The organism is Jiella marina (assembly GCF_024359545.1).
Lineage (GTDB): Bacteria > Pseudomonadota > Alphaproteobacteria > Rhizobiales > Rhizobiaceae > Jiella.
This window is the reverse complement of the sequence record NZ_JAKQZG010000003.1, coordinates 254,565-276,582: the sequence shown is the minus strand read 5'-3', so window position 1 is coordinate 276,582 and position 22,018 is coordinate 254,565. Positions and strand designations below refer to the sequence as shown.

At 64.5% G+C, this 22,018-nt stretch carries 22 protein-coding genes and 1 riboswitch; of the genes, 5 read left to right on the top strand and 17 right to left on the bottom strand.

What is annotated here, in order from left to right:
• Positions 1 to 2: 2 nt before the first annotated feature.
• The 6 genes from MF134_RS07395 to MF134_RS07370 form a co-directional block, all read right to left on the bottom strand.
• Positions 3 to 1,214 (bottom strand): agmatinase family protein, encoded by a 1,212-nt coding sequence (locus MF134_RS07395; RefSeq protein ID WP_255338787.1) that lies wholly within the window; start codon positions 1,212 to 1,214, stop codon positions 3 to 5.
• Positions 1,211 to 2,008: an ABC transporter ATP-binding protein gene (locus MF134_RS07390; protein WP_255338785.1), complete on the bottom strand. Its 798-nt coding sequence runs from the start codon at positions 2,006 to 2,008 to the stop codon at positions 1,211 to 1,213. The genes MF134_RS07395 and MF134_RS07390 overlap by 4 nt, the downstream gene beginning before the upstream one ends.
• Positions 2,005 to 2,826, bottom strand: coding sequence for an ABC transporter permease (locus MF134_RS07385; RefSeq protein ID WP_255338784.1), 822 nt, complete (start codon positions 2,824 to 2,826; stop codon positions 2,005 to 2,007). The genes MF134_RS07390 and MF134_RS07385 overlap by 4 nt, the downstream gene beginning before the upstream one ends.
• Positions 2,817 to 3,518, bottom strand: a complete 702-nt coding sequence (locus MF134_RS07380) for a hypothetical protein (protein ID WP_255338783.1) — start codon at positions 3,516 to 3,518, stop codon at positions 2,817 to 2,819. The genes MF134_RS07385 and MF134_RS07380 overlap by 10 nt, the downstream gene beginning before the upstream one ends.
• Entirely contained in the window at positions 3,511 to 4,560 is a 1,050-nt protein-coding gene (locus tag MF134_RS07375; RefSeq protein WP_255338782.1) for an isopenicillin N synthase family dioxygenase, read from the bottom strand. Before MF134_RS07375 ends, MF134_RS07380 begins: the two co-directional genes overlap by 8 nt.
• A gap of 78 nt (positions 4,561 to 4,638) precedes the next feature.
• Complete coding sequence (locus tag MF134_RS07370) at positions 4,639 to 5,697, bottom strand: putative urea ABC transporter substrate-binding protein (RefSeq protein ID WP_255338781.1); 1,059 nt, start codon at positions 5,695 to 5,697, stop codon at positions 4,639 to 4,641.
• Between the two features lie 105 nt (positions 5,698 to 5,802).
• A riboswitch (guanidine-I (ykkC/yxkD leader) is annotated at positions 5,803 to 5,910 on the bottom strand.
• A 605-nt stretch (positions 5,911 to 6,515) separates the two neighbouring features.
• Here MF134_RS07370 and MF134_RS07365 point away from each other — a divergent pair.
• The 3 genes from MF134_RS07365 to MF134_RS07355 all read left to right on the top strand — a co-directional run bounded on the left by MF134_RS07365 (position 6,516) and on the right by MF134_RS07355 (position 10,721).
• The gene (locus MF134_RS07365; protein ID WP_255338780.1) at positions 6,516 to 8,306 is read left to right on the top strand and encodes a methyl-accepting chemotaxis protein; all 1,791 of its coding nucleotides are present in this window, start codon (positions 6,516 to 6,518) and stop codon (positions 8,304 to 8,306) included.
• The gene (locus tag MF134_RS07360) at positions 8,306 to 8,794 is read left to right on the top strand and encodes a chemotaxis protein CheW (RefSeq protein WP_255338779.1); all 489 of its coding nucleotides are present in this window, start codon (positions 8,306 to 8,308) and stop codon (positions 8,792 to 8,794) included. The genes MF134_RS07365 and MF134_RS07360 overlap by 1 nt, the downstream gene beginning before the upstream one ends.
• A gap of 133 nt (positions 8,795 to 8,927) precedes the next feature.
• Positions 8,928 to 10,721 carry an SLC13 family permease gene (locus tag MF134_RS07355; RefSeq protein WP_255338778.1) on the top strand — a complete coding sequence of 598 codons (1,794 nt, stop codon included), beginning with the start codon at positions 8,928 to 8,930 and terminating at the stop codon, positions 10,719 to 10,721.
• Between the two features lie 51 nt (positions 10,722 to 10,772).
• Here MF134_RS07355 and MF134_RS07350 read toward each other — a convergent pair whose 3' ends face one another.
• A complete protein-coding gene (locus MF134_RS07350; RefSeq protein ID WP_255338777.1) occupies positions 10,773 to 11,033 on the bottom strand; it encodes a DUF1289 domain-containing protein in 261 nt (86 codons plus the stop codon).
• 222 nt (positions 11,034 to 11,255) lie between these two features.
• Between MF134_RS07350 and MF134_RS07345 the strand changes: the two genes are divergently transcribed.
• Together MF134_RS07345 and MF134_RS07340 are read left to right on the top strand one after the other, a co-directional pair.
• On the top strand, positions 11,256 to 11,732 hold the full coding sequence (locus tag MF134_RS07345; RefSeq protein ID WP_255338776.1) for a hypothetical protein: 477 nt from the start codon (positions 11,256 to 11,258) through the stop codon (positions 11,730 to 11,732).
• 119 nt (positions 11,733 to 11,851) lie between these two features.
• Complete coding sequence (locus tag MF134_RS07340) at positions 11,852 to 12,334, top strand: Dps family protein (protein WP_255338775.1); 483 nt, start codon at positions 11,852 to 11,854, stop codon at positions 12,332 to 12,334.
• Between the two features lie 97 nt (positions 12,335 to 12,431).
• Here the strand turns inward: MF134_RS07340 and rarD are convergent, their stop codons facing one another.
• The 10 genes from rarD to nagZ form a co-directional block, all read right to left on the bottom strand.
• Positions 12,432 to 13,394 (bottom strand): EamA family transporter RarD, encoded by a 963-nt coding sequence (rarD, locus tag MF134_RS07335; RefSeq protein WP_255338774.1) that lies wholly within the window; start codon positions 13,392 to 13,394, stop codon positions 12,432 to 12,434.
• A gap of 334 nt (positions 13,395 to 13,728) precedes the next feature.
• Positions 13,729 to 15,102, bottom strand: coding sequence for a peptidoglycan DD-metalloendopeptidase family protein (locus MF134_RS07330; RefSeq protein WP_255338773.1), 1,374 nt, complete (start codon positions 15,100 to 15,102; stop codon positions 13,729 to 13,731).
• Between the two features lie 146 nt (positions 15,103 to 15,248).
• A complete protein-coding gene (locus MF134_RS07325) occupies positions 15,249 to 15,899 on the bottom strand; it encodes an rRNA adenine N-6-methyltransferase family protein (RefSeq protein ID WP_255338772.1) in 651 nt (216 codons plus the stop codon).
• Complete coding sequence (gene surE / locus MF134_RS07320) at positions 15,896 to 16,651, bottom strand: 5'/3'-nucleotidase SurE (protein WP_255338771.1); 756 nt, start codon at positions 16,649 to 16,651, stop codon at positions 15,896 to 15,898. The genes MF134_RS07325 and surE overlap by 4 nt, the downstream gene beginning before the upstream one ends.
• Positions 16,651 to 17,934, bottom strand: a complete 1,284-nt coding sequence (gene serS / locus MF134_RS07315) for a serine--tRNA ligase (protein WP_255338770.1) — start codon at positions 17,932 to 17,934, stop codon at positions 16,651 to 16,653. Before serS ends, surE begins: the two co-directional genes overlap by 1 nt.
• A gap of 45 nt (positions 17,935 to 17,979) precedes the next feature.
• Complete coding sequence (gene tatC, locus MF134_RS07310) at positions 17,980 to 18,801, bottom strand: twin-arginine translocase subunit TatC (RefSeq protein ID WP_255338769.1); 822 nt, start codon at positions 18,799 to 18,801, stop codon at positions 17,980 to 17,982.
• Entirely contained in the window at positions 18,798 to 19,250 is a 453-nt protein-coding gene (tatB, locus tag MF134_RS07305; RefSeq protein WP_255338768.1) for a Sec-independent protein translocase protein TatB, read from the bottom strand. Before tatB ends, tatC begins: the two co-directional genes overlap by 4 nt.
• A gap of 97 nt (positions 19,251 to 19,347) precedes the next feature.
• On the bottom strand, positions 19,348 to 19,581 hold the full coding sequence (locus tag MF134_RS07300; protein WP_255338767.1) for a twin-arginine translocase TatA/TatE family subunit: 234 nt from the start codon (positions 19,579 to 19,581) through the stop codon (positions 19,348 to 19,350).
• Between the two features lie 43 nt (positions 19,582 to 19,624).
• Positions 19,625 to 20,749, bottom strand: a complete 1,125-nt coding sequence (locus MF134_RS07295) for an ABC transporter ATP-binding protein (RefSeq protein WP_255338766.1) — start codon at positions 20,747 to 20,749, stop codon at positions 19,625 to 19,627.
• 137 nt (positions 20,750 to 20,886) lie between these two features.
• Positions 20,887 to 21,909: a beta-N-acetylhexosaminidase gene (gene nagZ / locus MF134_RS07290; protein ID WP_255338765.1), complete on the bottom strand. Its 1,023-nt coding sequence runs from the start codon at positions 21,907 to 21,909 to the stop codon at positions 20,887 to 20,889.
• Between the last annotated feature and the right edge of the window lie 109 nt (positions 21,910 to 22,018).

Here is a 22,018-nt window from a genome sequence, read left to right as displayed (position 1 = left end):
CCTCAGTAGGTGACCGGCTTGTCGATGATCGCCTTGTGCTTGCCTAGCGAGCCGTGGGTGACCATCGAGCCCAGGGCTTCGACCGCCACGCGCACGCCCATCAGGGCCGTGATGTCGGAGGTATCGTAGGGCGGCGAAACTTCCACCACTTCGAGACCGCAGATGCCGGGGGCACAAACGAGGCCGAGGATCTTCAGCGCCTCGCGCGGCAGGAAGCCGCCCGGCTCCGGCCAGCCCGTGCCGGGCACGAAGCCGCAGTCGATGGAATCGACGTCGAAGGAGATGTAGACAGCGTCGGCATCCTTCCAGGCGAGTTCCAGCGCGATCTCGGCTGTCTTTTCCAGCCCGAACTGTTCGATGTCCTCGATGGTCAGCACATTCGTCTGGCGGCGATAGGCTTCCTTGGCGCCGGGGCGCGGCACCTGCCAGCCGCCGATGCCGAGTTGCACGAGATTGACCGCCGGCACGTTCGGCAGATTCGTCGCCCAGTACCAGGGCGTCGTATGCATGCGCTCGTCGAGGTCCTTTTCCTGAATGTCGATGTGACGGTCGAAATGGATGATGCCGATGCGCTTCGAGGTGCATTCGGCGATACCGCGCACGCACGGAAAACCGATCGAATGATCGCCGCCCAGCATGATCGGCACGGCGCCGGAGGAAAAGACATGGGAGACGCCGCGCGAGATCTGGTCGAAGGACTTTTCCAGATTGCCGGGGATGGTGAAGACGTCGCCGGCATCGCAGAGCGTCATCTGTTCGCGCAGATCGACGCCGAGCTCGTAATTGTAGGTCGTATAGAGCGCCGAGATGCGGCGGATGCCCTGGGGCCCGAAGCGGGTGCCGGGCCGGTAGGTCGTGCCGGAATCGAAGGGGATGCCGAGCACGGCAGCGTCGTATTTCCCGACATCGCGGACATTCTCGACATAGGGCGCCTTCAGGAAGGTATTGATCCCGGCAAAGTGGGGAAGCTCACCGCGCGCAAAGGTCGGGATCGACTTGTCGGTGATCGAGTCGGCGCCTGGCAGGCCCATGTCGAGCGCCCATTTCTGCTCGCGCTTCCAGCCTTCGCCCGAGAGCTTGTCCTCGGCTTCCAGCGCCTTCCAGCCGCGAGTCTCCCTGGCATCGAAATTCGGGTGGTGCCGGCGGCTGCGGTTCGTCTCGGCGCGGCGCAGGCCAGCCTTCCGGCCGCCGCGTGTTGGCTGTTCGATGGTCATGGGATTGCTTCCTCCTTGGCCGCATCGCCGGGCATCGCCTCGCTCTCGTCGGGTCCGTTCCCGGAGGCGATCGCCGGCTTGTTCAGTTTGAGGTCGTAGGTGATCGTGGCGCCATAGGCGCCGGGATGCTGCGGGTCGTGGCGCACCTTGTCGAAGACGAGAAGCCGCGTGCCCAGCTTGAAGGCTTCCTGAATGTCGTGGGTGACCATGAAGATGGTCATGGCGTGCTCGCGCCAGATCTCGCCGATCAGTTCGTGCATGTCCTGGCGAATGCCGGGATCGAGCGCGCCGAATGGCTCGTCCAGAAGCAGGATCTTCGGCTTCTTCAGAAGCGCCTGGGCGATGGCGAGGCGCTGCTGCATGCCGCCGGAAAGCTGGGCCGGATAGCGTTTCGCGGCGTGGGAGAGACCGATCTTCTCCATCAGCGCTTCGGCCTCGGCTTTCGCCGTCTTGCGGGATTCACCGAACAGGCGCCCGAGCCAGGGCGATTTCTCGATCTCGGCCGGCAGCAAGAGGTTCTGCAGCACCGTCAGATGTGGAAAGACCGAGTATTTCTGGAAGACAACGCCGCGATCGGGCCCCGGCTCACCGGGGATTGGCATGCCTTCGACCGCGATCCGGCCGCGATCGGGCTGCTCCTGCCCCAAAAGCATGCGGAGGAAGGTGGATTTGCCGCAGCCGGATGCCCCGACGATGGTCACGAACTCGCCGCGCGGCACCTGAAGCGACACCCGCTCCAGGATCGGCGCCGGACCGTAGCTCTTATAGAGATCGGAGACGGCGACGAAGCTCACAGACCGCCGCCTTTCAGATGCGCCCAGGGGAAGAGCACGCGCGAGGCCCAGGCGAACATGCGGTCCGTCAGATAGGCGAGCAGCGTGATCCATGCGACATAGGGCAGGATGATATCCATCGCGAGGTAGCGCCGCACGAGGAAGATGCGGTAGCCGAGCCCCTCGGTCGACGCGATCGCCTCGGCCGAGACGAGGAAGATCCAGGCCGGGATGAGCCCGATGCGCAGGGCCGCAAGCAGCACCGGCCAGACCTGCGGCAGGAAGATTCGGGTGATGATCTGCCAGCTCGACGCGCCGAGCGTCTGGGCCTTCACCAGCTCTTCTTCCGGGATGGCGAGGATGGCCTGGGCGAGCGAGCGGATCATCGCCGGTGTCGTGCCGATGACGACGAGCCCGATCTTCGCCGCTTCCCCGAGGCCCAGCGTGATGAACAGGATCGGCAGGATCGTGATCGGCGGGACCAGCGAAAACGCCGCGACGAAAGGCGCGAAGAAGGAGCGCGCATAGGGGAAGAAGCCGGCAAGGCAGCCGACGAAGAGGGCGATCGCGCCGGAAATGAACAGACCGATGAACAGCCGCTGCAGGCTGGCGAGCGTATCCACCCAGAACAGAAGATCGCCCGACCGCCGATCCGGAACGAAGGCGATGTTCCACATGGATTCGCCCATGGTGGCGAGCGACGGCAACAGCTTGTCGGAGGGGTTTTCGGCCAGCCGGATCTGGCTGGCGATCACATAGGCGAGGATCAGGGCGATGAAGGGCAGAAGCGCCAGGCCGATCGCGACCGGTCGCGACGGCTCGCGGTTGATCAGGCGCATGCGACGGCCTCCATCTCGCCGATCCGGCGGCCTTCGAGCCAGGGATGGGTCGAGAGTTCGGCCTGCCAGCCGGCGCCGTCGCGGCGATAGAGCGTCACCGACATCGCGGTCCGCCACAGCAGCGTTGCGCGGTCGCAATCCGCGATGGGCACGAAGGGGTCGATCCACTCGGGCGCCGGCGGACGCGGGGTGACGACGATCCGCCAGGCGCCGGCGGTCAGGACGATGTCGCGCGTCGGCTCGATCGCCATGGCGCCCGGCGCGGTGGTCTCGCCATCGCGCGAGCCGGCCACGAGCGACCACTCTTCACGATAGGCCTCGACCACCCCGTGCTCGATGATGCGATCCGCGGAGAGCTCCATCCGTCCGATATCCGGCGCCTTCAAAGGCCGCAGATCGAACAGTCTCTGCCAGATGCAGATAGCACCCTCGACGCGGGTCAGCCCGCAGAAGGCGTCCTGGCCGGCGATGAAGGCGAGTTGCGCGTCGCTGCAGGCTTCCAGACTGTCGACGGCGCCGAAATCCGGACGATCCTCGGGCACCCGCAGATCGGCATGCCAGCGTTCGGTCTGAAGCCAGAAGACCCGCGCCGGCCGGTCATCGGTGAGGAGCCCGGGCCCCAGGCGTTCGAGAGCCGTTCGCTCCCACAATCCGCGATAGGCCGGCGGCACCGGTGGCAGCGCCTCAAGCATTCGCGGCCTTCTCATGCCGGGCATACTGACCGAAGGACGAGAGGCCCTTGGCCCCCTCGGGCAGGGCGATTTCGCCGTTGGCGAGACGTTCCCTCAGATAGGTGAAGCTCTGAATGGTCTGGGCGTAGAGGTGATCGCCGGCGCGCATCGGCCCGTATTTCTCGTCCGGCTCGCCGCCGGTCAGTTCCGGCAGCGGCGCGACCTCCGTGTGGTAGTCGCAGGCGAAGAACAGCGGGAAGGAATAGCGTTCCTCCTTCACCTTCCGCACCCGGTGGGACGTCGCGACGAAGGCGCCATTGGTCCAGACCTCCATCATGTCACCGATATTGACCACATAGGCATCGTCCAGAAGTGGCACGTCGATCCACTCCCCCGCCCCGTTCATCACTTCGAGCCCCGGCGCCGTCGGCAGGAGCAGAGTGAAGCATTCGTAATCGGTGTGCGAGCCGATGCCTTGCGAATCCTCGGCCGCGGGATCGAAGGGATAATGGATGAGGCGCAACTGGCTCGGCGGATTGGTGACGAAGCGGTCGAAGAAGGTCTCCTCGAGCCCGAGTGCAAGAGCGAAGCCGCGCAGGAGATGGCGGCCGAGGTCGAAGACCTCGTCGTAATAGGCCTGCACCGCCTCCCGGAAGCCCGGCAAATCCGGCCACTGGTTCGGGCCGACCATCGGCGTCTTCGCGACGACGGAGGGATCGTCGGCGGAGACCTCACGGCCGAGATCGAGCGCCTCCTTCTTGTCGCGCTTGCCGCCGACCATCACCTCTTCGCCTTCCGGCACATAGCCGCGATGGTTGGCCGACTTGCCGATATAGATCTCCATCTTCCTGTCCGCCGGCAGCGCAAAGAAGCTCTTCGTCGCTTCGAGCAGTGCGGCGCGCTGCTCGCGATCCACCTTGTGCCCGGTGACATAAAAGAAGCCGACCTCGCGGGCCGCCTTGCCGAGCTTTTCGGCGACGGCGCGGCGCTCGCCTTCATCCGGGGAATAGAGGCCACCGACATCGATGACGGGGAGCTCCGTGAACGCGGTCTGCTGAGCCATGGATGCTCTCCATGCTTGGGGAAGATCGTGCCGGACGGGCGACGCCGGAGGTCCGGCGACGCGCGTTTGTCGCTGGACCTAGAGTTCGCCGTCGCGCGCCATTTCGACATAGCTGTTGTCGTAGCGCAGCTTCACGTTGTTCTCGTCGCCATAGGTCGATCCGTCGGGAAAGCTGACGCCGACGAATTCCGGGCTCGGCGCCCCCTGCCCCAAAATGCCGTGGTCGTAGAGGAATTCCGCGACGAATTTCGTGGTCTGGGGCAGCTTGTCGCCGGTCGTGAATTCGAGAAGCTCCTCCGGCGTATAGAAGAGCGCCGTCGCGGCAAGCTGGCTCTTGTAGCCTTCGAGATCGGTTCCGGCCGCTGCGGCCATGGCCTCGAGGGCGGCCGTGCCTTCCGGGGTGTCGGACTGCATGAGCGCGAGGACTTCGAACCACGCCCCGACCAGCGCCTTGCCGAAGTCCGGATTGTCGTTGAGCGTCTCTGTATTCACCACCAGCATGTCGATGATTTCGCCGGGGATCTTGGAGGAATCGAAGACGAGATTGGCGTCGGGGCCGGACAGGATCTCCGACAGCATCGGGTTCCAGGTGGCGACCGCCGTCACCTCGGGCGTGCCGTAGATCGAGACCATGTCGGCATCGGAGGTGTTCACCGTGGTGATGTCGCGTTCGCTCAAGCCCACCGATTCCAGGGCGCGCGCCAGGAAGTAGTGGGAGACCGACAGCTCTACCAGATTGACGCTCTGGCCCTCGATATCGGCGAGCTCGGTCCCGCTCTTGAGCACGAGGCCATCATTGCCATTGGAATAATCGCCGGCGATGAGAACGGTGGTGTCGACACCCCCGGCCGAAGGAATCGACAGCGCATCCATGTTGGTCATTGTACAGGCGTCGTATTCCCCAGCGGTATACTGGTTGATCGACTCGATATAGTCGTTGATCTGCACGATCTCGACATCGATGCCGTATTTCTCGGCCCATTTGTCCATGATGCCGGATTCTTCCAGATAGCCCCAGGGCATCCAGCCCGCATAGATCGACCAGCAGACGGAAAACTCGGTCTTCTCTTGGGCGTTGGCGGCCTGAACGGCTATCAGGGAAGCGGCGAAAGCGAGGGCGCCGGCTAGCTTCTTCATCGAGCATCATCCTTCTTCGTCGCGTCGGCCGCACTGGCCGAGTCTCTCAAGGGTTTCGCGCGAAGAGGACCGGGAGACGGCCCGCTCGCGCGGGACCGTGCGGCGTTCTCCCGGGATTTTGGCCCGCCGTGTCTCCCCGAAGTTCACGGGGAGTGCGTCTCTCGGACCAGCCGCACCCTCGAAGAGGATGCCGGAACCCTAGACGCACCGCACGAAAGAGCACAGGCAAGCGGCGTGCCAGGGAGCGAAGAATGGGTGGAAGCTGGAGATTGGCATGCGCCGAGGCCGGGGCGGCGGCGAGATCGCTCGAAAGCTGGGCTTTCACTGCCACAAAAAGTGGCATCCAGACGCCCGGCGTCGCACGAATCTTGCGCTTTCGATGCAAGAAAATTTTTTGGCCGGCAAAGAAACCGGCGCTGCTCTGGGAAGGGATTTATGATTGCGTATCGCAATCATTGCGACGCGCACATGGAGGTCGCGCTGACCAACACCCTGATTTACCCGTCAAATCATTCGATCGACAGCAAGCATTATAAATAGCAAATAACAATTTATCAGTGCAAGAAGTTCGCCGATTTTTACTCGAAACGACGCTAGTACGCTGGTTTTTATGTCAATTTCGCCGTGAAGTTACATCGGGAAAATTAAGACACTTCGCGTATGAACCAAGCATCGAATTCATCAGAGCAGATGAATTATCAGTAGCCCTTATCAAAGGCTGCCGAAATACATCGAATTGGAAATTCGGCGTTTGCCTGCCCCTGCGGCGCCACGAACGGGTCAAGCGGCCTGAGGGCCAGAATGATTGGAGGACTGCAATGTTTGGTTCAGGTCTTGGTTCCGGCTCCCACGCCGCTGGTGTCTTGCAGGCGCTGGAGAAATCGCTTGCGATCATCGAATTCAAGCCCGATGGCACGATCATCACGGCGAACGAGAATTTCTGTCGCGCACTCGGCTACGACGTAAAGGAAATCGCAGGAAAGCATCATTCGATGTTCGTCGAACCTGCCGAGGCGCAGAGCGCGGACTATCGCGCCTTCTGGGCGAAGCTCGGCAGAGGCGAGTTCGACGCGCGGCAATACAAGCGCATCGGCAAGGGCGGCCGGGAAATCTGGATCGAGGCGTCCTACAATCCGGTCTTCCAGGGCAAGAAGGTCGTCAAGGTGGTGAAGGTCGCCACCGACATCACGGCCGCCAAGAACCTTGCCAGCGAGAATGCCGGCAAGCTCGATGCGATCTCGCGGTCGCAGGCGATCATTGAATTCGCGCTGGACGGCACGATCCTGACCGCCAACGAGAATTTCTGCAATGCGATGGGCTACACGCTCGACGAGATCAAGGGTCGCAAGCACGCGATGTTCGTCGAAACGGCCTATGGTCAGAGCGCGGAATACCGCGAACTGTGGGCCAGGCTTGGCCGTGGCGAGTTCGTGAGCGACGAGTTCAAGCGTATCGCCAAGGGCGGCAGGGAGATCTTCATCCAGGCCTCCTACAACCCGATCTTCGACGCCGACGGTCGGGTGACCAAGGTAGTGAAGTTCGCCAGCGACGTCACCGGCCGCGTCAATGCCGTCCAGACGATCGCCGACGGTCTGGGGCGGCTGGCCGAAGGTGACGTGCGCCAGGAGATCAAGGAACCCTTCATCCCCTCCCTCGACAAGCTGCGCACCGACTTCAACGCCTCGGTGGCCGTCCTGCGTGATGTCCTCATTGCGGTCGGAGAAACCGCCTCGACCATCGGCTCCGCGACCGAGGAAATCCGCGTCGCCTCCGACGATCTTGCCCGACGCACCGAGCAGCAGGCGGCCTCGGTCGAAGAAACCGCCGCCGCAATCGAGGAACTGACCGGGACCGTTCGCGCCTCCTCCGAAAAGGCGGAGGAAGCCGGGGCGCTGGTCGAGAAGACGAAGACCGGAGCGGAGAATTCCGGCGCGATCGTCGCCAAGGCGGTCAGTGCCATGGGCGCGATCGAGGCGTCTTCGCAGCAGATCAGCCAGATCATCGGCGTTATCGACGAGATCGCCTTCCAGACCAATCTGCTTGCCTTGAACGCCGGCGTCGAGGCCGCCCGCGCCGGCGAGGCCGGCAAGGGTTTCGCCGTCGTCGCCCAGGAAGTGCGGGCGCTTGCCCAGCGCTCGGCGGAAGCCGCCAAGGAGATCAAGGGTCTCATCCAGACCTCGACCAGTCAGGTCGAACAGGGTGTGACCCTCGTCGGCGAAACCGGAAAGGCGCTGGAATCGATCGTCGCCGAAGTGCAGCTGGTCAACGAGAACGTCCAGGCGATCGTTCAGGCCGCCCGTGTTCAGGCGGTGGGGCTTGCCGAGATCAACAAGGCGGTCGGCTCGATCGACGAAGGCACCCAGCAGAACGCGACCATGGTCGAGGAATCGACGGCCGCCTGCCATAATCTGGCGAAGGAAACCGACGAGCTGAACTCGCTTCTCGCCAAGTTCGACGTCTCTACCGGCAGGGGTTCGCGGCCGCGTCCGGCAGCCAACACCTCGCGTCCGGCCGCCTCGCCGGCACGCCAGCTCCAGGGCGGTGTGCGCAAGGCATTCGCCACGAGCGGCAACAACGCCCTCAAGCAGGACAGCTGGGAGGAATTCTGATGCGCAACACGATGGAACACGGCCAGGCCGGCGAAGCGAACAACGCCTATATCGAGATCATCGCCTTCGAGATCGGCGGACAGGAATTCTGCGTTCGCACGATGTCGGTACGTGAGATCAGGGGCTGGACCCAGTCGACCCCCCTGCCCCAGGCGCCCCAGGAAGTCATGGGCATGATGAACCTGCGGGGATCGATCATTCCGATCGTGAACATGGCGACCAAGCTCGGGATGCCGGCCTCCAAGCCGGATGCACGCAGCGCGGTCATCGTGGCGGAGATTGGGAACACGGTCGTCGGCCTCCTCGTCGACCGGGTCGCCGACATCCTCACCGTCGAGGCAGCCAGCGTCCAGCCGACGCCGGAAATGCGCGGCAGCTTCTCGGCCGGGTACGTCTCGGGCGTTCTCGCAACGGACAGCGGAATGACCAGCTTTCTCGACCTCGACCGCATGTTCGCAGGTTTCGATGCCGAAGAGATCGCCGCCTAGGAAATCAGAAACCCCTATGCCCGGGCATCGCGCCCTGCATGCCGCCGCACCCACCGGTGCGGCGGCTTTTTTTATGGAGTTTCAACTTCTTGCCAAATCGCGTCGCGGCTACAGCTTTTGGCCGGATCATCATGTGCGTGAGACCATGGCCGCGTTTTTCTCAGACTATTCCGCCTTTATCGGCCTTGGCATCGTCACTGTCGTCTTCATCGCCTTCGCCCTCGAACGCTATCCGCCTGAAGTCGTCGCCATCGGCGGAGCCGTGACCTTCTTTCTATGCGGATATCTCGACAGCGAAGAACTCGGCAGCGTCTTCTCCAACCCCGCTCCGATCACGATCGCGGCGATGTTCGTTCTGTCCGGCGGGTTGGTGCGGACCGGCGCGCTCGACGCCGCTGCGGGCTGGTTGGTCGCCAGAGTGAAGACCCGCCCGGCCACGACACTCGCCACCATGACGGCCGGTCTTCTCGTCGCTTCGGCCTTTCTCAACAACACGCCGGCCGTGATCGTGCTCCTACCGATCGTCGTCGAGATCGCGCGCACGCTGGGCGTCGCCGAGACCCGCCTCCTGATGCCGCTCTCCTTCGTCGCCATCCTCGGCGGCACCTGCTCGATGATCGGCACTTCGACCAACCTCCTGGTCGATGGCGTCGCCCGGGCGCAGGGTCTGGAAGCCTTCTCGATCTTCGAGATCACGCCGGTCGGCCTGGTGGCCGCCGCGACGGGGCTCGCTTACCTCGTCCTGGTGGGCCGCCTGCTTCTGCCGGAGCGCGCCGGGGCTGCCGAGACGATCGGCGAAGGCGAGCCGGAGCCCTATTTTACCGAGATCGTGGTGCGGGAGGGCTCGAGCGCCATCGGTCGCCGGCTGGGCGAGGTCGGCTCCCTGACGCTGCGCGGCATGAAACCCGTCGCCATCCGGCGCGGCACCCAGACATTGCGGCGCAACCTCGCCGATATCGAAATCCGCAAGGCGGACCGCATCGTCATGTTCGCCACACCGGAAGAGATCCTGACGCTGCACGAAAGCGACGGCTTCCGCGTCGCGCGTGTCGCCCCGCCTGCAGACGATGAAAAGCGCATCCTGGTCGAAGCGACGGTCGCACCGCATCGCCGCGGCATCGGGCGAAAAGTGTCCGAACTGATCGGCATTTCAGGGTCGGGGATCGCGGTCCTCGGCGTCAGGCGCCATCTTCACGTTCCCGGTCCCACCCTGCACGAGACGCGCCTGCGCCCTGCCGACCGGCTGCTGCTAGAGGGACGCCCGGAAGCGATCACGCGGATTGCCGATGCCAACGATCTCGTCGGCGTGGATGTCAGCAAGGCGCGCTCCTTCCGGCGCGACAAGGCGCCGCTGGCGATCGGCGCGCTGCTCGCGGTTGTCATCGTCTCCGCTCTGGGTCTTGCCTCGATCCAGACGGCGGCCTTCGTTGCGATCGCGGCCTGCCTGCTCCTGCGCGTTCTCGATGCCGACGAGGCCTGGCGTTCGATCCGGGGCGATCTGCTTATCCTGATCTTCGCCATGCTCGCCATCGGCATCGGCATGCAGCAGGCCGGGTCAGTCGATCTCCTGGTCGAAGTCATCTTCCCCTGGCTCGAAAACGCGCCCGTGCTTGTCGTGGTGCTGGCGATCTACGCCCTCTCCTCGCTCCTCACCGAGCTCGTCACCAACAATGCCGTCGCGGTCGTGGTCACGCCGGTGGCGCTCAGCCTCGCCGAATCCCTCGGCATCGACGGGCGCGCGCTCGTCGTGGCGGTCATGTTCGGCGCCTCGGCATCCTTCGCAACGCCCATCGGCTACCAGACCAACACGCTGGTCTACGCCGCCGGCAACTACCGCTTCTCGGATTTTGTGAAGGTCGGCCTGCCGATGAACGTCGCCGTCGGGCTCACCACCACCGTGGCAATCTGCATCTATTACGGCCTGTGACCTGGCGGCCGCCCCGAGCGCGTCATGTCAGCGCAGGCAAGCACATCACGCTCAGAGCTTGTCCAGCGGACAGGGCCGCGCCTTCCGCAGACACTTGCGACGATAGACCCGCTCCCAGCGGGACAACCGACCAATCCGCGTCAGCCGAGCCACCAGTTCCTCGAAGAACGCCTTCTTCTTCGGCTTTGTCTTCAGCCGCTTGAAGCGCTTCTTTTCCCGCCGGGTCATCGAGCATCCGATGCAAGTCCCGTCGCCACGGAACTTGCAGACGCTGATGCAAGGCGACGGCGCCTTCGCCCATCGTTTCGCCAAGGATGGCTCCCCATATCATCGGAGACCGAGAGATCGCGAATTGTCCTGCAGACGGCGGACGAAAGAGACAATCCGTCGGCTCTTTTTCAAGGCGATCCGGTGCCTGCCCCTTCCCGCCAGCTTCCGGGGCTGGTATTAAGGGTGACTAAGATTGTCAAGTTTTAGAATGGTTCCAAACTGGGCTCCTACAAGGCCTCACGCGGAACCGACGGGACATCGAGCATGAGCGCTGCATTAGCCTTCCAGGAATCCGCCGCTGTCGGTGCGACGATCCTGCCATTTCGTCGAGGCGGCCAGACCGTCGGCTGTCCGACGGTCGCCCAGCGGACGCCCCAGTTGCAGGAGGAAGAGCGCGACCGGCTGAACCGGCTTCGCTGGCTCGCCCTGAAGAGCCGCCTGGCGCCACGTCCCAATGTCGAGCGGGCCTGCCTGCTTCTCAGCACGCAATCCGATGCCGCCATCGAGAATCTGGCGAACACCTTCTTTCGCGGCCTGCGCGAGCATGCCAACCGCGAACTCAGCATCTATCGGCCGGGAACCGCCAACCCGTCGGAGGACGAGATCTGGCTGTTGCGGCTGATGGCGGCCTGGCAGTCCGGTGAGCGCACGTCCGGTGCAGCCCTCGTCGCCTGGCGCGTCCGGCCCGAGGGGCGGCGGTGGCTGCGCTTCCTTTCGGAATCGCTCGCGCACAAGCTCTAGCGCCGAGCGTCTCGCCTGCGGCTCCATGTCGATTTGCAGGCGCAGATACGAGGAAGGGCGCCGCCGAGCCAAGAGAGACGGACGCCAACGACATTTTCGAGAAGGGTAAGGAGAGAACAATGGCCCTCGTCGCCGCCAAGATGGAGCCCACCGCCAAGCAGGAGATCGTCGAGGGCTTGACCCAGGCCCTGGCCGAGACGGCCGTCACCACGGTCAAGGCGCAGAATTTCCACTGGAACGTCACCGGCATGGCCTTCGGCCCGCTGCACGAGCTCTTCCAGAAGATCTACGAGGACCATTTCGAGGGTCAGGATTTCCTGGCTGAGCGCATCAAGGCGATGGACGCCCATGCAGAAGGTCGGATGAGCGTCTTCCTGGAGCGTTCCGCCATCACCGAGCATGACGGCAAGACCGACGCCAAGTCGATGATCGAAGTTCTGATGAAGGATCAGGAGACCCTGTCCTCGACGCTTTCGGCACTCGCGGAAGTGGCCGACCAGCATGGTGACTTCGCCACAAACGACATGGCCACCGCCCGCATCGAGGCCCACGACAAGTTCGCCTGGATGCTGCGCGCACATCTGAAGACGACGGCGGGCTGACCAGGCACCGTCCACCCCATTTTGCACCGCAGCCGACCCGTCCGGTCCTACCGGACGGGTTTCTCTTTGCCCGACGGATTCTTGAGAACCGCCCTCCTCAGAGACGCGCCTCGTCACTGCCGCAGGTCGATACCGCCGGCACCATGCCGGACGCAGCCTTTTGGCGTGTCGGAACACTCGGAGGCCGTCGTCTCCCGAACAGCGAATAGGTGTAGATCGCCAGCGCCGACCAGATGAAGGCGAAGGCCACGAGCTGCCAGGAACTGAACGGCTCGCCGAACAGGAAGATCGCGGTCAGCACGAGGAGGGTCGGTACGAGGTATTGGAGGATGCCGACCGTCGTGTAATGCAGAAGACGCGCACCCGCCGCATAGAGGATGAGCGGGATCGCCGTTACCGGCCCTGCCCCGATCAGCATTGCGGTTTCGACGCCGTTGGTGAGGAAGTGCCGTTCCGGCGCGAGCCAGAACAGCGTGAGCAGTGCCGGCACCGTCAGGATGACCACTTCGAGGAAAAACCCCTCGCTCGCCCCGACAGGCACCATCTTGCGAAGAAGCCCGTAGGTCCCGAAGCTGCAGGCAAGCACCAGGGAAATCCATGGCAGACCGCCGGCCTTCACCGTCATGACGGCGACGCCGATGGCGGCCAAACCGATCGCGATCGCCTGCAGGCGCGTCGGCCTCTCGCTGAGAAAGACGGCAGCGAGCGCCACGTTGACGAGAGGATTGATGTAGTAGCCGAGCGCCGCATCCACCGCCTGATTCGAGACGATGGCGTAGACATAGACCCCCCAGTTGCCGGAGATCAGCGTCGCCGTCAGGGCGGCAAGCGCCAGGGTGCGGAGATTGCCGAAATGCCGCCAGGCACTGGCAAGGCTTCCTTGCCACCACAGGATCGCGATCGCGAGCGGCACGGCCCAGATGATCCGGTGCGCCACGATCTCGAGCGGCGAGACGTGGTCCAACAGTTTCATGTAGACCGGCATGATGAGGCCCCAGATGGCGTAGGCGCCAAGGGAAAAGGCCAGACCCTGTCGGCTTTCAGCGAAAGCCGGTTGCATTGTCGTATTCCGTCTCATGGAAGGGTGTGATGCGAACGCCTTATCAGACTGTGGTGGTTGGCACAGCCCGATTTTTGTTGATCGCACCGATCAACATCCGTGATCGGCCGGGGCGAAAGGGCGATCGAGGCGGCGATACCGCGACAAGCGGGTTCGCGAGGTCATCCGGTAGCGGCTGACCATTCACACTCCGCGAGGCCAGGCGGCGAAAGTGCAGCCACCTCTTTCCCTCAAACAAGGAACCCGACCGCGAGAAGGCGCTTCGCGGCCGGGTTTCTGTCACGCCTGGAGGTCGGCGGATGGACGGCGGTGCGGGCGACAAGCGCCCTTGCGACTATTGCAGATATTTCGTCGGGTCGACGGGCGCGGAGTTCTTGCGCACCTCGAAGTGCAGGATCGGCACGTCGGTGTCTCCGCTCATGCCGGACTTGGCGATCTCCTGGCCGCGGCGCACCGTCGCGCCTTTGTCCACCAGAAGCGTGTCGGCGTGCCCGTAGACCGTGACGAGGCCATTGTCGTGCTTGACCAGGATCGTGTTGCCGAATTCCTTCAAGCCGTTGCCGGAGTAGATGACCACTCCGTTCTCCGCTGCCTTGACCGGCGTGCCGCGCGGCACGGAAATGTTCAGCCCGTCATTGCGGCGACCGTCGACCTTCTCGCCGAAGCGCTTGAGCACCCGGCCCTGGACCGGCCAGCGGAACTGGTCGATGCCGGTCGAATTCGGCGCGACGGCCGCCACCTCTTCGCGCACCTGCTTCGAGACCGAGCCGGTGGGGTTGGGATCGACCTGAGCATCCGAGGCAACGCGGCCGCTCTTTTCGGCCACCCTGGCCTGCCTGGGCTCCTCGACCTTCGGGGCCGAGGCCGCCGGCTTGGTCGCCGAGGACGTGTCCGTGGATGTGGATTCAAGCGAAGCGACGCGCGTCTTCGCGGCAGCGGGAACCGTCCCGCCCGACGGAATCGTCAGCGTCTGGCCGATGCGGATCGTGTCGGAGGTCAGCCCATTGGCGCGGCGGATCGCATCGGGCGACACGCCGCTCTTGCGGGCAATCTTGCTGATCGTGTCACCGGACTGAACCTTCACCGTCCCGGCCGGCTGACCGGACTGGCTGCTCGCCTCGACCGTCGTCGAACGGCTGGCCTGCTGGACCGGACGCGGGCTCGGGGTGGCGAGACGGGACGCCTGCTCCTGCAGACTGGTCGGCGGCGCACCGCGGGTGGCCGGAACGCTTGCGCGGCTGTCGGCAGCCGCGACCATCGGGCGATCGCCCGGAACCCCGACAGGATCGCTGCCGGCGGTTACATCGGCGCTGGACGTCACGGGAGCCGGATCGGCCGCGCGGCGATAGACCGGCGGCGGAGGCGGCGGAAGCTGGCTGCGCTGCATGACCGGGCCTGAGGCGGACGCGGCCGGATAACCGCTCTGCTGCGAAGCCTGCGGCGTGGCCAGGAAGCCTCCGCCGGAATTGGAGTCCGGCGCCTGAGCCGGCGCAATCGAACCGGTCGCCATGCTGTCGACGGCTCCGGGATAGGGTTGGGCCGGCGCATTGGTCTGGGCCGGCACGGACTGCGGGATGGAACCGGTATAGAAACCGTCGTCGAACCGCACGACGTCCCCGCTGCAACCGGCCAATAAGCCGGCGATCGTGGCGACGGCCACGGAGCCGACCATCTGTCGGCGCAAACGGCTCAGCACGAGGAAGCGCATCACAATCCCTTCGGTACAAAGAAGCATCACGCGACCATTCAACACCGTTAATCTTACTGCCGCGTTAAGTCGCTGCACCAAAACCAGGAAATCGCATGGAGCGCTGAGCCGCCCGAAGGCGCCGGCGGGATATCGCGCGGGCCGCGCTAGAGAACGTCGGCCTTGCCGAAGGCGATTGGCTGCAGACGGATCGGGCCGAGATCCTCGCGCTCGAAGCGGCTGCCGACCTTGCGCAGCCGCACCAGCGTCTGCTCCCCGTCCCCGGGGCCAATCGCACAGACGAGAGAGGCGGCGATGCCGAGCTGGTCGAGAAACTGCTTCGGCGGCGCCGGAAAGGCGGCGTGGACGATCACCCGATGATAGGGGCTTCCGCCGCGATAGCCCTCGCGTCCGTCCTCGAAGACCGGCGTCAGATTGCTGATCCCGATCTCGCGAAAGCGCTGCGAGGCTGCGTCGAGGAGGCGGCGGTAGCGCTCGAAGGTCGTGACGTGGCCGACGATCTTCGCAAGAAGGGCGGTGACATAACCGCTGCCCGTGCCGATCTCGAGAACGCGCTGCTCGGCCTCCGGCTCGAGGGCGGCGACGAGTTTCACCGCGGTCATTGCGCCGGGCATCGTCTCGCCGCAATCGATCGGCGCCGTCAGGTCCTCATACGGATCCTCGGTGCCCGGCGGAACGAACAGACGACGCGGAACGCTTTCGACGGCCTTGAACAGCGCCGGCGGGATATCCGGCTCCTCGCCCAGACGCCGGATGAAGCGCGCGAGCCGGTCTCGATCCGCCTCCGAAGCCTTCATCTCAGAGCATCCGCCAGCCCGTCGCGGAGTCTCTCGGCGGTGAGGTCCAGCTGCAGAGGCGTGACGGAGATGCGCCCCGCCTGCAGCGCGGCGATATCCGATTCGGCGACATCAGGGCCGACCTGCCGGCCGAATTTCAGCCAGTAATACGGGAAGCCGCGACCGTCCCGGCGCTCTTCGAGACCGAGCCCATAGTCGAGCTTGCCCTGCCGGGTGACCTCGATCCCCGCCACCTGATCGGCCGTGACCGCCGGAAAGTTGACGTTGAAGAGATGGCCCGCCGGCAGGTCGAAGGCTGCGAGCTTTTCGATCAGCGCCGGCGCATGGCTCTCCGCGGTCTTCCACAACGCATCCCGCCCGGTTCCCGGCGCAAAGGCCTGGCTGAGCGCGATCGAGCGGACTCCCAGCATCATGCCTTCGATCGCTCCGGCGACCGTGCCCGAATAGCTGATGTCCTCGCAGATGTTCTGCCCGGCATTGATGCCGGAAAGAACGAGGTCCGGCGGCGAATCCATCACCTTCTTCAGCGCCATGATGACGCAGTCGGTCGGCGTGCCCCGCACGGCGAAATGGCGTTCGTCGAGTTCCCGCAGTCTGAGCGGCGAAGACAGGGTCAGCGAGTGCGACAGACCGCTCTGGTCGGTCTCCGGTGCGACGACCCAGACGTCGTCCGAAATCTCCCGGGCGACGCGTTCCAGAACGACCAGGCCCTCGGCATGGATGCCATCGTCATTGGTAATGAGAATGCGCATCAGGCAGACACCGCAATACGTTCCAGCCCGCCCATATAGGGCCGAAGCACCTCAGGCACGGTGATACTCCCGTCGGCGTTCTGATAGTTTTCCATCACCGCGATCAGCGCGCGCCCGACGGCAACACCGGAGCCGTTCAGCGTATGGACGAAGCGCTGGGCCTTCTCCCCGGTGACCCGGTATCGGGCCCCCATGCGGCGCGCCTGGAAGTCGCCGCAGACCGAGCAGCTGGAAATCTCGCGATAGGTGTCCTGTCCCGGCAGCCAGACCTCGATGTCGTAGGTCTTTCGGGCGCCGAAGCCCATGTCACCGGTGCACAGCGTCACGACGCGATAGGAAAGCCCGAGCCGCTTCAGCACCTCTTCGGCGCAGGAGGTCATGCGCTCCAGTTCTTCGACCGATTTCTCCGCGTCGGTGATCGACACGAGTTCAACCTTGTAGAACTGGTGCTGGCGCAGCATGCCGCGCTGGTCGCGCCCGGCCGCGCCCGCCTCGGAGCGGAAGCACGGCGTCAGAGCCGTCACGCGCAGCGGCAGATCGGCCGCATCGAGCGTGCGCTCGCGCACCAGATTGGTCAGCGAGACCTCGGCGGTCGGGATCAGCCAGCGGCCTTCATTGGTGTGAAACAGATCCTCGGCGAATTTCGGCAGTTGGCCGGTTCCAAACAGCGCCTCGTCGCGAACGAGAAGCGGGACCGCCATCTCCGAATAGCCGTGTTCCGTCGTGTGCAGGTCGAGCATGAACTGGCCGAGCGCGCGTTCGAGGCGCGCCATCTGGCCCTTGAGCGTGGTGAAGCGGGCACCGGAAATCTTCGCCGCCTGCTCGAAATCCATGAGGCCGAGCGCTTCCCCGAGATCGAAATGCTCCTTCGGCTCGAAATCGAACTGGGGCGGCTCGCCGACTCGACGGGCCTCGACATTGTCCGCCTCGTCCTCGCCCACCGGCACGTCGGCGAGCGGAATGTTGGGAATGCGGGCGAGCGTATCCTCGAGTTCGGCGTCGATGCGCCGCTCGGTCTCCTCGCCCTCCTGGATCTCGGCCTTCAGCGCGCCAACTTCCTCGATCAACGCCTCGGCGCGGGCGTTGTCTCCCGAACCCTTGGCGCGGCCGATCTCCTTGGACGCGTCGTTGCGGCGATTCTGGAGATCCTGAAGCACCTTCAGGTGGTCGCGGCGCCGTTCGTCGAGCTTGATCAAATCCATCGCGGCGGGGGGCGCCCCCCGCTTCGCGAGCGCCTCATCCAGCTTGCCCGGATTGTCCCTGATCCATTTGATGTCGAGCATGATTCCCTCGTCTGTGGCGGCAAGGGACGTGACAGGAGGGTGCGCTCAGACTTCGCTCTCAGCCTCGCGCGCGGCCCTTTCCTCCGCCCGCTTCTTCTCGATCATCCGTGCCGCCAGGATGGAAATCTCGTAGAGAAGGATCGTCGGCAGGGCAAGACCGATCTGCGACAGCGGATCGGGCGGCGTCAGGATGGCCGCGGCAACGAAGGCGATGACGATCGCGTATTTTCGCTTCGAGGCAAGTCCATCGGCGGACGTCAGACCCGCCCGCACGAGAAGCGTCGCCACGACCGGCAACTGGAACACCAGGCCGAAGGCGAAGATCAGCGTCATGATCAGCGAGAGATATTCCGAGACACGCGGCAGGAGCTGGATCGCTGCCTGCCCGTCGCCCCCGCTCTGTTCCATCGACAGAAAGAACCACATGACCATGGGCGTGAAGAAGAAATAGACGAGCGCTGCGCCGATCAGGAAAAGGATAGGCGTCGCGACGAGAAATGGCAGGAAGGCGCCACGTTCGTTCCGGTAGAGCCCCGGCGCAACGAAGGCGTAGATCTGGCTGGCGATCAGGGGAAAGGCCAGAAAGAAGCCGCCGAAGGCCGCGATCTTGACCTGGGTGAAGAAAAATTCCTGCGGCGCCGTGTAGATCAGCTCCACTTGCCGCGTTTCGGCCATGCCGGCCCACTCGGTAGCGACCTGATAGGGAATGACCAGGAAGTTGAACAGCGGCTTGGCGAAGAAGAAACACACCACGAACGCCACCATGAAGCCGGCGATCGACCAGATCAGCCGCCTTCTGAGTTCAATGAGGTGATCGATCAGCGGCGCCGAAGACGCCTCGATCTCGTCGTCCCGGGTCGTCGTCACGCCACGTCCTTCGCTTTGGCCGGGCTGTCCTGACTTGCGGTCGACGATGCGGCGTCGTCGCTGTCCTTCGTCGGCGCGGCTTCCATATCCGAATCACTTGCCGCTTTCGGCTGCCCGGTCTTGTCCGGCACCTTCGGCTCGGGTGCCGCCGTGGCACTGTTCAGCGACGAACGGATCTCGTCGCCGATCGATTTCATCGGGTTCATCGCTTCGCGGACCTTGCGGCGGGGATCGAGCCCCCTCACCTCGTTGACGCTGTGCTTCACGTCCTCGAGATCGGCCTCTTTCAGCGCTTCATCGAACTGTCGGCGAAAATCGCCTGCCATTCCCCGCAACTGCTTGGTCACGCGCCCGAAGGTGCGCAGCATTGCGGGCAGGTCCTTTGGTCCGACGATGACGATGAGCACCACCGCGACCACCAGCAATTCGGACCAGCCAAGATCGAACATCACACAAGCCTAGAAATGCCGCACGCGACGGCGCAGCCAACCGAACGATGTGCACGGCGGTCTCTTTCGAACCGCCGCGCCCAAGGTTCCGACGCGATCAGCCCGGGGTTTTCTCGGTGTTCGCCTCGCGAGACACAGTCTCGTTGGGGCGATTGTCCAACGTCCGGCGCTCCGCGGTCTGCGGCTCGCTCTCCTCGTCGGACATGCCCTTCTTGAAGCTCTTGATGCCCTTGGCGACGTCGCCCATCAGCTCCGGAATCTTGCCGCGGCCGAACAGAAGGAGCACCACCGCCAGAACGATGAGCCAATGCCAAATGCTGAAGCTACCCATACCCAATCTCCCTCGGGGCGGTTTCGATCGCCCCTCATTCTAGCTAGCGATCCTCAGGTGTCTTTTCAAACACGATAACGTCTTGCGGATCAACGGAAACAACGACGTCTCTTTGCGTTTCGGCCACAAGACCGGCCCGCATCCGCGAGCGCAAGGGCAGTTCCACCCCTTCGACCGCAACCGTCATCAGGTCCACCCCGCCCAGAAAGCGCCGAGAGACGATCCGGCCGAAGACGCCGTTCTCGCTCTCGTTCAACCGCAGACCGGTCAGACGCAAGGCCACGGTCATCGGCGTACCATCGGGACATGGCGACTCTGCGACCGGCCCCAGCGGCGTCACCACCCGGCCGCCGCGCACTTCCCCATCAATGATGTTGAGTTCGGAAAAGAACCCGGCGGCAAAGAGGTTGGCGGGCTTTCCATAGAGTTCGGCCGCCGTGCCGCTCTGCACGAGCTGGCCGTCGCGGATCAGCGCGATTCGGTCGCCGAGGCGCATCGCCTCCTCGGCGTCATGGGTCACGATGATCGCCGTGGCATGGCTTTCGCGCAGGATCTGCAGCGTGTCGGTGCGGACCACGTCCTTCAACCGGCTGTCGAGCCCCGAGAACGGCTCGTCCATCAACAGCACCGATGGCCGGGGGCTCAGGGCGCGCGCCAGCGCCACACGCTGCTGCTCCCCGCCCGACAGCGTGTGCGGATAACTCATCGCCGCGTGGTCCAGCCCGACGCGCTTGAGGCCCGCCAGCGCTTCCCTTTTGGCAGCCGGTCCACTGAGCGCGCTGAGGCCGAAGCGCACATTGTCCAGGATGGTCATGTGCGGAAACAGCGCAAAGTCCTGGAACATCAGGCCGACGCCGCGCTTTTCCGGCGGCACGAATTCATGCGGGCCCGCGATCTCGCGGCCGTTCAGGAGCAGCCGGCCATGGGTCTGGCGTTCGATCCCGGCGGCAATCCGCAGCATCGTCGTCTTGCCCGAACCGGACGGCCCCAGAAGACAGAGGATTTCCCCCGGCTCGGCGACCAGAGAGATCCCGTTCAGGATCGTCGTGGAGCCGACGATGTGCCCCACATTCTCGAATGCGAGCCGCGCGGCGAAGCTCACGCCGGCGCTCGTGCGCGTCCGCGTCTCATCCTCGACGTCATGGGTGGCTGGCGAATTTCCGAGCACGTCAGGTCCGCGTTTCTTCAACCGGCGAAGGCCATTCCGGATGCATCTCCCAAGCCCTCGGATCGTCGATGAACAAGGCCCGGTCAACGGCCTTGTGCCTAACCGTTTGTCGGTGGCGCAGCAACCACCCGCACGACTCAGCCGACCATCGACATGAGTTCGGCATATTCCGCCCGCAGCTGATCCACGGACTCGGTCTCGGTGGTGGTTTCGAGAATGGCCTCGGCGGCACGAGCGCGACGCTCCGAATCCTTTGCCAGCGGCTGCGCGGCGCGGGCAATGCGCTGCATTTCCTCCATGTCGCCATTGCAGTGAAGGAGAAGGTCGCAGCCGGCCGTGAGCGCCTGCTGTCCGAGGTCGTAGAGATCGCCGGACAGCGCCTTCATCGACATGTCGTCGGTCATCAGGAGCCCGTCGAAGCCAATCTCGCCGCGGATGATCTCCTCGATGACGATAGGCGAGAGCGTCGCCGGGAAGGTCGGGTCGATGTCGGTGTAGAGAATGTGCGCCGTCATGGCTGCCGGGAGATGCGCGAGAGCGCGGAACGGCACGAAGTCGGTCTTCGACAGTTCGGTGCGCGGGGTTGCGACACGCGGGAGTTCGTAATGGCTGTCGGCCTTGCCGCGTCCATGGCCGGGTACGTGCTTCATCACGGGCAGCACGCCAGCCGCCATCGCCCCGTCGGCCACCGCGCGGCCGAGCGTCGCCACGGTTTCCGGATTGACGCCATAGGCGCGGTCGCCGATCACCGAATGGGCGCCCTCGACCGGCACGTCGACACAGGGGATGCAGTCGGCATTGAAGCCATAGGCCATGATGTCTGCGGCGAGCAGACGTCCCTGCAGCCAGGCCGCGCGTTCGCCGGCCTGCGGGTCGATCGCGTAAAGCCGGCCGATCTCGGCCGGCGGCGGATACTCCGGCGCGAGCGGCGGTCGCAGCCGATTGATGCGTCCGCCTTCCTGATCGACGAAGATCGGCGTTGTCGCGCGCCCACCCACGTCCTTCAACTCGGCGACCAGGTCGGCCACCTGATTCGCCGTATCGACATTGCGGGAAAACAGGATGAAGCCCCAGGGCCTCTCGTCGGCGAAGAAGCTGCGTTCCTCGCGGCTGAGTGTCAGGCCGAGGGGGGCCGCGATCCAGGCTTTCGAAGCACTCATTGTTTTCTCCGGGATCGCTTCGGACTCCCCTCCGCCGGGCACGCCCTGGCCGGCCGGGTGCCGTCGCGGGAAATCAGGGAAATGTGCTTTCCACGCCGCGCCGGCGATG